This is a genomic window from Streptomyces pyxinae (assembly GCF_024756275.1).
In the GTDB taxonomy this organism is placed as follows: Bacteria; Actinomycetota; Actinomycetes; order Streptomycetales; family Streptomycetaceae; genus Streptomyces; species Streptomyces pyxinae.
On the sequence record NZ_JANUGQ010000011.1, the window covers coordinates 150,905 to 163,945 of the forward strand.

11 protein-coding genes are annotated in these 13,041 nt (G+C 74.1%); 8 read left to right on the plus strand and 3 right to left on the minus strand.

The genetic code is table 11. The features are described from left to right. Positions 1-128: 128 nt before the first annotated feature. Complete coding sequence (locus NX801_RS15090) at positions 129-731, minus strand: DUF5134 domain-containing protein (RefSeq protein WP_258788221.1); 603 nt, start codon at positions 729-731, stop codon at positions 129-131. 282 nt (positions 732-1,013) lie between these two features. Here NX801_RS15090 and NX801_RS15095 point away from each other — a divergent pair, with 282 nt between their 5' ends. Beyond that, the gene (locus NX801_RS15095) at positions 1,014-1,661 is read left to right on the plus strand and encodes a GNAT family N-acetyltransferase (RefSeq protein ID WP_258788222.1); all 648 of its coding nucleotides are present in this window, start codon (positions 1,014-1,016) and stop codon (positions 1,659-1,661) included. On the opposite strand, the gene NX801_RS15100 is transcribed toward NX801_RS15095, so the two are convergent. Further along, on the minus strand, positions 1,642-4,491 hold the full coding sequence (locus NX801_RS15100) for an ATP-dependent Clp protease ATP-binding subunit (protein ID WP_258788223.1): 2,850 nt from the start codon (positions 4,489-4,491) through the stop codon (positions 1,642-1,644). The genes NX801_RS15095 and NX801_RS15100 overlap by 20 nt on opposite strands. A gap of 544 nt (positions 4,492-5,035) precedes the next feature. On the opposite strand from NX801_RS15100, the gene NX801_RS15105 reads away from it, so the two are divergent. From NX801_RS15105 to NX801_RS15135, 6 genes are all read left to right on the plus strand, one after another. Continuing rightward, positions 5,036-6,463, plus strand: a complete 1,428-nt coding sequence (locus NX801_RS15105; RefSeq protein WP_258788224.1) for a DUF6421 family protein — start codon at positions 5,036-5,038, stop codon at positions 6,461-6,463. 32 nt (positions 6,464-6,495) lie between these two features. Next, positions 6,496-7,257 carry an SDR family NAD(P)-dependent oxidoreductase gene (locus NX801_RS15110; protein WP_258788286.1) on the plus strand — a complete coding sequence of 254 codons (762 nt, stop codon included), beginning with the start codon at positions 6,496-6,498 and terminating at the stop codon, positions 7,255-7,257. Beyond that, a complete protein-coding gene (locus NX801_RS15115; RefSeq protein WP_258788225.1) occupies positions 7,236-8,333 on the plus strand; it encodes a threonine aldolase family protein in 1,098 nt (365 codons plus the stop codon). Before NX801_RS15110 ends, NX801_RS15115 begins: the two co-directional genes overlap by 22 nt. Before the next feature lie 204 nt (positions 8,334-8,537). Beyond that, a complete protein-coding gene (locus tag NX801_RS15120) occupies positions 8,538-9,248 on the plus strand; it encodes a HEAT repeat domain-containing protein (protein ID WP_258788226.1) in 711 nt (236 codons plus the stop codon). Positions 9,249-9,336: 88 nt separating this feature from the next. Then, on the plus strand, positions 9,337-10,341 hold the full coding sequence (locus tag NX801_RS15125; RefSeq protein WP_258788227.1) for a HEAT repeat domain-containing protein: 1,005 nt from the start codon (positions 9,337-9,339) through the stop codon (positions 10,339-10,341). 465 nt (positions 10,342-10,806) lie between these two features. Next, the gene (locus tag NX801_RS15135) at positions 10,807-11,292 is read left to right on the plus strand and encodes a hypothetical protein (protein ID WP_258788228.1); all 486 of its coding nucleotides are present in this window, start codon (positions 10,807-10,809) and stop codon (positions 11,290-11,292) included. Positions 11,293-11,490: 198 nt separating this feature from the next. On the opposite strand, the gene NX801_RS15140 is transcribed toward NX801_RS15135, so the two are convergent. Continuing rightward, positions 11,491-12,213, minus strand: coding sequence for a lysophospholipid acyltransferase family protein (locus tag NX801_RS15140; RefSeq protein ID WP_258788229.1), 723 nt, complete (start codon positions 12,211-12,213; stop codon positions 11,491-11,493). Positions 12,214-12,681: 468 nt separating this feature from the next. On the opposite strand from NX801_RS15140, the gene NX801_RS15145 reads away from it, so the two are divergent. After that, on the plus strand, positions 12,682-13,038 hold the full coding sequence (locus NX801_RS15145) for a TlpA family protein disulfide reductase (protein ID WP_258788287.1): 357 nt from the start codon (positions 12,682-12,684) through the stop codon (positions 13,036-13,038). The last annotated feature ends 3 nt before the right edge of the window (positions 13,039-13,041 follow it).

Here is a 13,041-nt window from a genome sequence, read left to right on the forward strand (position 1 = left end):
GCCTATGAGCGGGGCGGTACTCATCGGTATGGCCTTGCGGCCCAAGTGACGCACGCCACGGTGGGCTTGGCGCGGAGCCCGCCGGGACACCCCGGCCCACCCCCTCACGCCCCCACGCCGGCACGTCCTCACATCGTGAGCAGCATGGCGAGCATCGCCAGCCCCATGGCCAGCCGGCAGGCGAGCACCGGCCCCTCCGTCCCGTCCGCGACCGCCCCGCCCGGCCCCGCCGGAACCAGCCGGGTCCCGGCGCGCAGCACATACCCCCCGTAGTAGAGGAGCAGCACCCCGGTCAGCAGCGGCAGCCCGGCCGGCGGACCGTGCCCCTGGTGCGGCTCCGGGCCGCCTCCGGCCAGCGCCAGCGCCATGTAGACCATGGCGAGCGAGCCGATCAGATGGTGCAGCCGGTGGCCGCCGCGCCGGACGGCCGGGCGGAGCGCGAGCACCGACGCGGCGCCGAAGACCACCGCGTACCCCGTCCACACCCACGCCGGAGGGGTCAGCGGTGCCGCCCCCGCACCGGGCAGCGCCATCGCCGCCATGCCCCAGCCCATCAGCGCCTCGTCGCCACCGCCACCGCCACCGCCACCGCCGCCACCGCCGCCGCCGCCGGTCCGGCGGCCCGGTCCGGCGGGGCCGCGTGGCCGCGCCGGGCCACGGGCCAGGCAGTACGTTCCGGCCGTCGCGCAGACCGCCACCAGCAGCCAGCCGGTCACTCCCGCTCCGTGCACGGCACCCCCTCCCTGTCGTCGCCCGGCGGCCGGCCGGCGGCCGACCGAAGTCTTGGCCGCGCGGCGAGGACCCCGGGGGAGCGATGCCCGGGCCGGTACCGGCACACACGAGCGCAGGGGCGTACGGGCAGGGGCGTATAAGGGGCGCGTGGGAGCCGCGTTACGCTCGACCACCGGCGAGCGGCGGGCACCTCGCGCCCGGGGCCTCCGGCCGGGGCCCCGGCGCCCGGAGCCGTCCGCGCCCGCCGGGCCGGTCGTACCGCAGCGAGGAGAAGCCCCCAGATGAGCACCGTCCCCACCGCCGGCCCCGACCGCACCACCGGCACCGCTCCCACCGCCGCCACCACCGACTCGATCGGCACTGACTCGATCGGCGCTGACCCGATCGGCACCGGCCCGGCCGGGGAGCCGGTCTACCGCGACGCGGTGGAGGGCGACATACCCGGCCTGGTGGCGCTGATCGAGTCGGCGTACCGGGGCGACGCCAGCCGGGCCGGCTGGACCACCGAGGCGGACCTGCTGCACGGACAGCGCACCGACCCGGAGGGCGTCCGGGCGGTCGTCACCGCGCCCGGCTCCCGGCTGCTGATCGCCGAGCGGGAGGGCGCCCCTGTCGCCTGCTGCCAGCTCGAACTCCGGGGCGACGCCGCCTACTTCGGGATGTTCGCGGTCCGGCCCGGGCTCCAGGGCGGCGGCATCGGGCGGCTGGTCCTGGCCGAGGCCGAGCGGCTGGCGCGGGACGAGTGGGGCGCCCGGGAGATGCACATGACGGTGATCTCGGTCCGGGACGAGCTGATCGCCTGGTACGAGCGGCGCGGCTACCGCCGTACGGGAACGATGACCCCGTTCCCGTACGGCGACGAGCGCTTCGGCCTGCCGCAACGCGACGACCTGCGGTTCGAGCTGCTGGTCAAGCCGCTGGCCCGGTAGGACCCTCACCGGCCGCCGCGGCCCCCGGCGCCGCCGTCCCGGGCAGTCCCGGCCCCGGACCGCGCGGTACCCCGCCCCGGCCGGCCCCGTCGCCGGCGGCGCGGTCCGCTCCGGCCCGGGCCGCGTCCGGCGCCGGGGGGCCACCCGCCGGGCCGCCGGGCCCGCCGGAGCCACCCGCCGGGCCGCCGGACTCTCCGGTGCCCGCCGGGCCGCCGGGTCCTTCCGCCGGGGGCTCCGCGCCGAAGGCCAGCCGGTCCTCGCCGTCCACCGTGACCCGGACCCGGGAGCCGGCCGGCAGCGCGCCGTCGAGCAGCAGCCGGGAGAGCCGGTTGTCGACCTCCCGCTGGATGGTCCGGCGCAGCGGCCGGGCGCCGTACTCGGGCTGGTGGCCGTGGCGGGCCAGCCAGTCGACCGCCTCCGGGGCGACCTCCAGCGTGACACCCTGGGCGCGCGTCCTGCGCCGGGTCTCCTCCAGCAGCAGATCGGTGATCCGGCGCAACTGCTCCTCGTCCAGCCGGCGGAAGACCACGATCTCGTCGATCCGGTTGAGGAACTCGGGCCGGAAGTGCTCGCGCAGCGGGCGCAGCACCCGCTCCCGGGCCGCCTCCTCGCCGGCGCCGTCCCCGGTGGAGCCGAAGCCCAGCACCCCCCGGCCGGTGCCGATCACCTCCGAGCCCAGATTGCTGGTCATCACCACGACCGTGTTCTTGAAGCTGACCGTGCGGCCCTGGGCGTCGGTGAGCCGGCCGTCGTCCAGTACCTGGAGCAGGATGTTGAAGACGTCCGGGTGGGCCTTCTCCACCTCGTCCAGGAGCAGCAGCGAGTACGGGTGGCGGCGCACCGCCTCGGTAAGCTGCCCCGCCTCGTCGTGGCCGACGTATCCGGGCGGGGCGCCCACCAGCCGGCTGACCGTGTGGCGCTCCTGGAACTCGCTCATGTCCAGCCGCACCATCCGCTCCTCGCTGCCGAAGAGCGCGCCGGCCAGCGCCCGGGCCAGCTCGGTCTTGCCCACGCCGGTGGGACCGAGGAAGAGGAAGCTGCCGATCGGCCGGGCGGGGTCGGCGAGACCGGCGCGGGAGCGCAGCACCGCCTCGGAGACCGCCGTCACCGCCTCGTCCTGGCCGATCACCCGCTCCCGCAGGTGCTCCTCCAGGCCCAGCAGCCGGTCCTTCTCCTCCTGGGTCAGACTGCTCACCGGGATGCCGGTCTGCCGGCTGACCACCTCCGCGATGTCCTCGGCGGTGACCTCCACCACCCGGCCGTCCCCGGACCGCTCGGCGCCGCGCCCGGCCTCGATCCGGGCGCACAGCTCCTGGATCCGGTCGCGGAGTCCGGTGGCCCGCTCGTACTGCTCGGCGGCGACCGCCTGGTCCTTGTCCCGCACCAGCTCCTCGACCTCGCGCTCCAGCGCGCGTACATCGGTGTCCGAGTGCACCCGCAGCCGCACCCGGGCGCCGGCCTGGTCGATGAGGTCGATGGCCTTGTCCGGCAGGAAGCGCTCGGTCAGATAGCGGTCGGAGAGCTCCACCGCCGCCAGCAGCGCCTCGTCGGTGTACCGGACCTGGTGGTGGGCCTCGTACCGGTCGCGCAGTCCGCGCAGGATCTCCACCGCGTCGCCCGGGCTCGGCTCCGGGACCAGGATCGGCTGGAAGCGGCGGGCCAGGGCGGCGTCCTTCTCGATGTACCGCCGGTACTCCTCCAGCGTGGTGGCCCCGATGACATGCAGCTCGCCCCGGGCGAGGGCGGGCTTGAGCATATTGCCCGCGTCCATCGAGCCGCCCTCGGAGCCGCCGCCGCCCGCCCCGGCGCCGACCACGGTGTGCAGCTCGTCGATGAAGACGATCACCTCGTCGGAGTGGGCACGGATCTCCTCGATGATCGCGTTCAGCCGCTCCTCGAAGTCGCCCCGGTAGCGGGTGCCCGCCACCACCCCGGAGAGGTCCAGGGCGACCACCCGGCGGCCGCGCAGGGTGTCGGGGACGTCGTTCTCCGCGATCCGCTGGGCCAGACCCTCCACGATCGCGGTCTTGCCGACCCCGGCGTCCCCGATGAGCACCGGGTTGTTCTTGCCGCGCCGGGAGAGCACCTCCACGGTCTGCTCGATCTCGTCGTCCCGGCCGATCACCGGGTCCACCCGGCCCGCCCGGGCCAGGTCGGTGAGGTCCCGGCCGTACTTGTCGAGCGTGGGGGTGGTGCCGCCCTGCGGCGGGTGCTGCTCGGGGCCGCCCTCCCAGGAGGCCGCGCCCACCCGGGGGGCCGGCCGCTGCCCGGGCCTCGGGCCGCCGGGATAGGGGCCGCCCGGGTACGGACCGGAGGCCGCGCCCGGGTCGAAACGGGCGGCGATGAGGATCCGGCCGGCCGCCGAGTCGGGGTTGGCGGCCAGCGCGGCGAGCACGTGCTCCGGGCCGATGTAGGAGGCGCCGGTGTGCCGGGCCAGGTCATGGGCGTCCAGCAGGGCCCGCTTCACCGCCGGGGTGACCGCGATCCGGGTCTGCGGCGGGCCCTCGCCGGCCGTGGAGTCGATCTGCGCCACCAGCGCGTCCGGATCGGCGCCCGCGCGGGCCACCAGATCGCGGGTCGGCTCGGTGGTCAGGGCGGCGCGCAGCAGATGCTCGGTCTCCAGGTCGGTACTGCCGTGCTCGGCGGCGTAGGAGGCCGCGTCGCCGACCATGCGCCGGGCCGGCTCGCTCATCAGCCGCCCGATGTCGATGTACCGGGGGCCGGGCCGCGCCCCGCCCGATGACCCCGGCCCGCCTCCGAAGAAGCGGGCCAGGAAGTCGCCGAAGGCGTCGGGGCCGTATCCCTCCGGCCCCATGAAACCGCTGCTCATATGTGTCCGTTCCGGTGTCCAGGGTGGCTGGTACACGCTGTTCCGGGAGACCTGTCTGGATACGCGTTCGCGGGTGCCCAGGCCCGGATCCCGTTACACCTGTGCCGCCGGGACCGGAGTGACGCCTGTGGTCGGTGTGCCGCCCGGCCCGGTCCGGGCCGGGCGTGGATTCCCGGGGTGCCCGGGGCACGAGGGGCGCGGCCGTTTGGGCGCGGATCCCGCGGTCCGGATCCCCCGGTGCGCGGATCCCCCGGTGCCCGGGCCACCGGAAGCGCGGCCGCCCGGGGCGTGGACCGCCGGCGCCCGGGGCCGGTGCTCCACGGCGCCGGGCGGGGACGGGTTCCGGCCACTTCGGTCCGGCTCGGGAGTGGCCGGGCTCGCTCCGGGGCGGGCGTGGATGCGAGCGCGCTACCCCATCTCGTACAGGAAAAACCACGGTCCTCCCGGGGGTCGGGCAGGATAATTTATTCCGCCGGCTCTTGTGGCCGAGAACTGCACATGGATACGGTGCCCTGACGCGAGGTTCTCCCGTGGAGGAATGGTGATGACGGAAATTCTTGTGCAGGACACGACCGGTGGTGAGGTTTCCACCGACGCCCGGGTCGTCGAGCACCTGGCCTGGCCCGCGCTCAAGAATGCCGTGGAGGAGATCCGTCCCTGGCAGTCCGCCGACGGCTCCATCGACCTGACGGCCGAGAGCGCCCCGTCCCGCGCCGACGTGGACGCCGCGCTGGAGCGCGTGATCGCGGGCGTCGAGGCCCTCTCCCCGCTGCTGCCGCACGACGCCGACTACCACCGGGCGCTCGTCTCCGACCTGCGCGCCTGGGCCGAGAGCGGCTACGCGGTCCCGGACTTCCTGGACTCGCTGCTCGCCTTCCGGCCCGCCGCCGACCGCGCCGACGGCCGCCAGCACCTGGTGGTCTTCCCCATGTACACGCAGAACGGCAACCCGGACCGCAACCTGGAGGCGGTCGTCCTGCGCATGGTCTGGCCGGAGTGGCTGGCCGAGCTGGAGGCCACCCGCTACGACAACCCGCTGTTCTGCGGGATCACCTTCGAGGACTTCACCGCCGGGTACGACACCCACTCGGCCGTCCTCTTCCCCGAGACCATAGCCGTGCGCCAGGCCCCCGAGCGGTTCAGCTGGGGCGGCATCTTCTGCGACCGCGAGGCGGCCCGCTTCCGCGCGGTCACCGAGGAGTCCGTACGCATCCTCGGTCTCGAACTCCCCGACGACATCCGCGAGATGGTCGGCGACCAGACCCGCTGCGAGCAGGCGTTCGTGCTCTGGGACATGGTCCACGACCGCACCCACAGCCACGGCGACCTGCCGTTCGACCCGTTCATGATCAAGCAGCGCCAGCCGTTCTGGATGTACGGCCTGGAGGAGCTGCGCTGCGACCTCACCGCCTTCAAGGAGGCCGTCGCGCTGGAGGCCGAGGGCAACCGGCACGGCCGCGACGTGCAGTACGCGGTCCTCTTCGACCGGATGTTCCGCTTCCCGGTCAGCGGCGACCGGGTGCGCAACTACGACGGGCTCGGCGGCCAGCTGCTCTTCGCCTACCTGCACAAGCACGACGTGGTGCGCTGGACCGACAACACCCTGAAGATCGACTGGGAGCGCGCCCCGCAGGTCACCAACCAGCTCTGCGCGGAGATCGAGAAGCTCTACCGGGACGGCATCGACCGCCCCAAGCTGGTCCACTGGTTCGCCGCCTACGACCTGGTCTCCACCTACCTCGCCCCGCACCCCGGCTCCCGCTGGGCCAAGGGCCCCGACGCCCTCGACCTCACCCTGCCGCCGCGCAAGCTGGTGGACGACGTGCTTCCGGACGAGTTTCCGCTCAGCATGTTCTATGAGGCGCTCTCCAAGAAGCTGAAGAACGTGATCGCCTCCACCAAGGGGATCACCGCCGCCCGCGCGGCCGCCGGCACCGCCGGTACCGCGTCCGCCCCGGAGGCCGCCGCGTGAACTCTCGTACGGAGACCGAGGAGGCGACGGCCATGAACGGCAGCGGAAACGGGAACGGACCGCTGGAAGGCGCCGTCATCGCGGTGGCCGGCGCGGCCGGTCCCGCCGGACGGGCCGCCCTGCTGCGGCTCGCGGAGGCGGGCGCCACCGTCGTCGGCGCGGACGCCGACCCGGTCCGGCTGGCCGAGGCGGTCGACGCCGCCCGGTACGCGCACGGCGGGGCCACCGTCACCGGCGACACGGTCGACCTGCTCGACCTGGCGGCCACCCGCGAGTGGGCCGCCAAGACCGAGAAGGAGTTCGGCCGGATCGACGGTCTGGTCCATCTGGTCGGCGGCTGGCGCGGCAGCGCCTCCTTCGCCGAGACCGACCTGGCCGACTGGGAGCTGCTGGAGCGGCTGCTGATCCGCACCGTCCAGCACACCTCTCTCGCCTTCCACCCCGGCCTGCTCCGCAGCGACCGGGGCCGCTATCTGCTGATCAGCGCCGCCGGCGCCGGCAAGCCGACGGCCGGAAACGCCGCCTACGCCGCCGCCAAGGCCGCAGCCGAGGCATGGACCCTGGCGCTCGGTGACGCCTTCCGCAAGGCGGGGGGCGAGGAGGGGCCCAAGGCCGCTGCTGCGATCCTGGTGATCAAGGCACTGGTGCACGACGCCATGCGCGCCGAACGCCCCAATGCGAAGTTCGCGGGCTTCACCGACGTCACGGAGCTGGCCGAGGCCATCGCCGGCGTCTGGGAGCGGCCCGCCGAGGAAGTGAATGGACAGCGCCTGTGGCTGACCCCCAAGCCCTGACCCCGTACGGCTCCGCCACGACCGCCGCGCACCGCCGCCACGACCCGGCGGCGCGCGGGTTCGCCAGCGACAACTACGCGGGCGCCCACCCGGAGGTCCTGGCGGCCATCGCCCTCGCCAACGGCGGCCACCAGGTCGCCTACGGCGAGGACGTGTACACCGAGCACCTCCAGCGGGTGGTGCACAGCCACTTCGGCCCCACCGCCGAGGCGTTCCCGGTCTTCAACGGCACCGGTGCCAATGTCACCGCCCTCCAGGCGCTCACCGACCGCTGGGGCGCGGTCATCTGTGCCGAGTCCGCGCACATCAACGTGGACGAGGGCGGGGCGCCCGAGCGGATGGGCGGGCTCAAACTGCTGACCGTGCCCACCCCGGACGGCAAGCTCACCCCGGAGCTGATCGACCGCCAGGCGTACGGCTGGGACGACGAGCACCGGGCCATGCCGCAGGTCGTCTCGATCACCCAGAACACCGAACTCGGCACCGTCTACACGGTGGACGAGATCCGGGCCATCGTGGACCACGCCCACGGCCTGGGCATGAAGGTGCACCTCGACGGCGCCCGGATAGCCAACGCCGCCGCCTCGCTGAACGTGCCGATGCGGGCGTTCACCAACGCGGTGGGCGTGGACGTGCTCTCGTACGGCGGCACCAAGAACGGCATGCTCTTCGGCGAGGCCGTGATCGTGCTCAACCCGGACGCGGTCAGCCATATGAAGCACCTGCGCAAGCTGTCCATGCAGCTGGCGTCCAAGATGCGCTTCGTCTCGGTCCAGTTGGAGGCGCTGCTCGCCAAGGACCTCTGGCTGCGCAACGCCCGGCACGCCAACGCGATGGCCCAGCGGCTCGCGGACGGCGTCCGCCAGGTGGACGGCGTGGAGATCCTCCACCCGGTCCAGGCCAACGCGGTCTTCGCCCGGCTGCCGCACGAGGTGACCCGCCGCCTCCAGGAGCGCTTCCGCTTCTACTTCTGGGACGAGACGGCCGGCGATGTGCGCTGGATGTGCGCCTTCGACACCACCGAGGACGACGTGGACGCCTTCCTGCTGGCGCTCAAGGAGGAGATGGCGCGCTGAGCGCCCCGGCGGATGTGCCTCCGGCGGGTGCGCCGTCGGCCGCCGCACGGCCGGACCGGACCGTCGTCCGGTCCGGCCGCTCCCTTCTCTCCCCGTCTCCTGTCCGCCCTGCCGCCGCCGTGTCCGCACGGTGGCGGCGGGGCTCCACGCGGTTGACCTTGACACGGTGACAAGGTCTTCACTGTGGCCCGGGAGGTGGTCCCGATGACCATGCCGGAAAAAGACACGAACGAAGACACGAACAAAGAAGACACGCGCACAGGAGACACGCACACAGGACGGGCCCTCGTGGGGCTGGCGGCGGGCAGCGCGTCGGCGCGGCTGCGGGCGGCGCTGGCGGTCGGCACGGCCCCCGACCCCCGGTACGTCGGCACACTCGTCGAACGGTGCGCGATCGAGCCCGACTTCCCGGTGCGGGAGATGCTGACCTGGGCGCTCACCCGCCACCCGGCGGCACTGACGGTCCGGGAGCTGCTCCGCGAACTCCGCTCGGAACGCGCGCAGGCACGAAGCCAGGCGCTGCACACCCTGTCCAAGATCGGGGACCGGCGGGCGTGGCCGGCGATCACCCGGGCGCTGCTGACCGACGCCGACGACGAGGTGGCCCGGGCCGCCTGGCGAGCGGCGGTCGTCCTCGTGCCCGAAGGGGAGAGGGCCGAGTTGGCGGAGGTGCTGGCGACCCAGTTCGGACGCGGCGTGCACGAGACGCGGTTGAGCCTCAGCCGGGCGCTGATCGCGCTCGGTGAGGTGATCATGCCGGCCTTGCGAGCCGCGATGACAGGTTCCGACCCCGGTGCGCGTGAGCACGCGATCGCCACCGAACGGCTGCTGCGTGACCCGGACACCGGCTTCGAGTCCGCGATCGAGGAGGCGAAGCGCGTCGTGGCCCTCGGCCCCACCGGCCCGAAAGGATGACAGCCGATGAGGACGACAGGCCATGAAGGTGACACCCATGGAAGGTGACAGCCCTGGAAAAGGTGACAGCCCTGGAAGGTGGCAGCCCATGCTGATCGGTGAGGTGGCACGGCGGTCCGGGGTCAGCGCCCGCATGCTCCGGCACTATGAATCGCTCGGCCTGGTACGGCCGACGGGCCGGACCGGCACCGGCTACCGGGAGTACTCCGCCGAGGACATCCGGCGGATCTTCCACATCGAGAGCCTGCGGTCCCTGGGGCTGTCGCTGAGTGACGTCGGGCGGGCGCTCGACGAACCCGGCTTCCTGCCCGCGGAGCTGGTCGGCGACCTCGTCCGCCGGACGCGCGAACGCATCGCGGCGGAGACGGAGCTGCTCACCCGGCTCCGCCGGATCGAGGCCGCGGAGCCCGCCGGCTGGGAGGACGTCCTCGGGACCGTCGCTCTCCTCCAGGCGCTGGGGTCGAAGAGCGCCGGTACCCGCCAGCGCGCGGCCCTCTCCTCGGCCGAAGAGGTTCCGGTGCCGGTGGAGGCACTGGTGGAGGCGGCGCTGAGCGAGCCGGACGCCCATGTCGCCGGCGCCCTTCGCTGGGCGCTGGCGCGAACGGGCACCGCCGGCTTGGCGCTGCTCGCGGAGGGCCTCGGCGCGCCCGGGGCCGAGGTGCGGAGACGTGCCGTCCGGACCATCGCGGAGATCCCGGACGACGCGGCGACCGCACTGCTGCGGGACGCCCTCGCCCACCCCGACACCGTGGTCCGGGGCTACGCGGCGCTGGCACTCGGGGAACGTGGCGTGGCCGACGCGGTCCCGGCGCTCGTCGACATGGTCGTGTCGGGGCGGAACGACGCCGAGGCGGCCGACGCGCTGGGCGCGCTGGCGAGCACTCCCGCGGCGGCCGACCGGATCGCCGCCGGGCTCGTCGGCCGCCTCACCCGGGGCACCCCGGAACCGCACGCCCGGCGGCGGCTGACCCAGGCGCTCGCGGACATCCCGGGAGACACGGCGTCGGGCGCCCTCGCGGAGCTGTCCCGCGACGACGACCGGGCCGTCGCACTCACCGCGACCTACGCTCTCGGGATGCGCGCCGCGCGCTAGCGGCCCCTTCGAGGCCCGTACGGCCCGTACGGCCGCACGGCCCGGCCCACGCGACCCCGCGCCCCCGGACGGCCACGGCCGGATCGACCGCTCGCCGTTCACCATGGCGTTCAACCCGGCGGGCACGCCCGCCGGGACCGTACCGCTGACGGCCGACCCGGTACGGCGCTTCGGACCGGCATGCGGTTCGCCCCCGGTCACGGTCACGAGGGCCGTCTCTTCCGCCTCGCTGGTCGACTCGAACGGGCGAGCCTCCGGGCGGGCCGCGACTCCCGCGACACCGGTCGGGGAGCCACCCGGGCCACCGAGAACCACGCCCCACCGGGCGGTCCGGGCCGCCGGCCGCTCGGTCTCCGCGTTCTATCCCGGGGAGCGCGGTCTTCGATCGGAGCCCCCCGGAGCCCCCTAGGCTCCTGATGCCTTCAAGGCATGCCCCTGACAGAACGATCGCATGAAGGAGTCAGCATGAGGATCCAGCGGATCATTCGTGGTGCGGGTCTCGCGGCGGCGGCGGTCACCGCCCTGGCCGTCACCACCGCTCCGGCGAGCGCGGCGGAGGCCAACTGGAAGGAGGTCCAACCCAACGCCAACTGGGAGTGCGGGACCACCATCTCGCACGCCACCTATCCCGGTGTGAAGTTCCAGGGCTGCGTGGTCGCGAACAACAGCGGCGACGCCCAGCTCGTCCTGGTCGTCAACAACCAGGGTCCCAAGGCCGTGAACATCGGTGGCTGGACGTCGTCGCAGTTCGGCTCCAATGTCACCTGCGCCGATTCGGTGCTCAACACCGGCTTCCAGCGCGGCTGTTTCGGTCCGACGGTCAGTGTTCCCTGCAACGTCACCTACGCCAACTCGGTGCACCTCACCGTGAACGGATCCACCAAGATCGCCACCGCGCCCACGCTGACAAAGGTCTGCGGCCGGGAGGGCGCGGCCCTGCCCGCCGCCTGACACACTCCCCGCGTCCCTGACACGGACGGCGCGCCGTGACCTGGCGCGCCGCCGGTGCCGCCCCCGGCCCCCATCGGGTCCGGGGGCGAGCGCCTTTCCCGCCGCGGGCTGGTGACGACGATCAGGGTGACGAGTCGCTGTGGAGACCGGATGCTGCCGGCGCGTCTCCGGCCCGCGTCACCGGCCCCGGACCCGGTGTCAGCCCGCCTCGCGGACCTGGGCCGGGGTCGGGGCCGTACCGCCGAGGTGGGCCGGCACCCACCAGGTGTCCGCCGTGTCCCGGGGGCGTACCGGATAGGCGCGCTGGGCGGCCTCCAGCAGCTCCTGGACACGCTCGCGCAGCCGCCGGGTGATGGCGCCCGCGTACTGGTCGGCGGGGGCCTCCACCGGCTCACCGACCCGGATGGTCACCGGGATATGACTGCGCCGGAAGTTGCGCGGCCGGCCCTTGGTCCACAGCCGCTGGGTGCCCCAGAGGGCCATCGGCACCAGCGGCACCCCGGCCTCCTGGGCGAGCCGGGCGGCCCCGGACTTGAAGCTCTTCAGAGTGAACGACTGCGAGATGGTCGCCTCCGGGAAGACCCCGATCACCTCGCCGGAGCGGAGCGAGTCGAGCGCGTGGGCGTACGCCGCCTCGCCCTTGGCCCGGTCCACCGGGATGTGCCGCATGCCGCGCATCAGCGGGCCGGAGATCTTGTGCCGGAAGACCGCCTCCTTGGCCATGAAGCGGACCAGCCGCTTCTGCGGCAGGGCGGCCAGACCGGAGAAGATGAAGTCCAGGTAGCTGATGTGATTGCTGACCAGCACCGCCCCGCCGCCGCGCGGGATGTTCTCCGATCCCTGAGTGTCGATCTTGAGGTCGAGCGCCTTGAACATCGTGAGCGCGGCGCCGATGACCGGCCGGTAGACCAGCTCTGCCATCTGGAGAGGACCCTTCTTCTCACAGCCTGGGGAGGGTTCTCCCGGCGGAAGTTACGCAGCCGTAGGTAGCGGCCTGCGGCAGATCGTGCCCCATGCGTGCCCCGCAGACCAGTCCGGGAGGTCCCGACCTGCGGAGATTCTCGTCACGTCGTGCCCGCTCAGAGCCTCGCGGGGAATGATTCCCGCCCCGGCGGCGCTGAACCCGCCGTCCCGGGGCAGGCGGTGGGGCGATGCTCCCGGCCCGGCCCCGGCGGACCGCGTACCGCCGCCGCACCGGACCCGGCGCGGACGCCGGGACGGAACGGGGCGGTGGCACGGCCGGGCCGGCGACCGGCCGGCCGAACCGACGTGAGAGTGAGGATACGGACGGTGGTCACGGAACCGGACGGCAGGGTCACCGCGACGGCCGGGGACGGCGGGCGGGCGACAGGGCAGGCGGCGGGCCGGGCGGCGCTCGGTCCGGCGACCCTGGGCGCGGCGCTGGGGGAGCGGGCCACCCTGGTGCAGTTCTCCACCGCCTTCTGCCAGCCCTGCCGCGCCACCCGCCGGGTGCTCGGCGAGGTCGCCGCCATGGTCGGCGGGGTCGCCCATGTGGAGATCGACGCCGAGGCCCGGCTGGCGCTCGTCCGCGACCTCGGCATCGTCCGGACGCCGACCGTGCTGGTCCTCGACGCCGCCGGGCGGATCGTGCGCCGGGCCACCGGACTGCCCCGCCGGGCGGACGTGATCGCCGCCCTGGGCCGGGCCCTGGCGGACGAGCCGCCGGGCGCCGGGGAATCCACGGGCCCCGCTTCCCCGGCCGGTCACCCCGGTGACGTGCCGTGACGC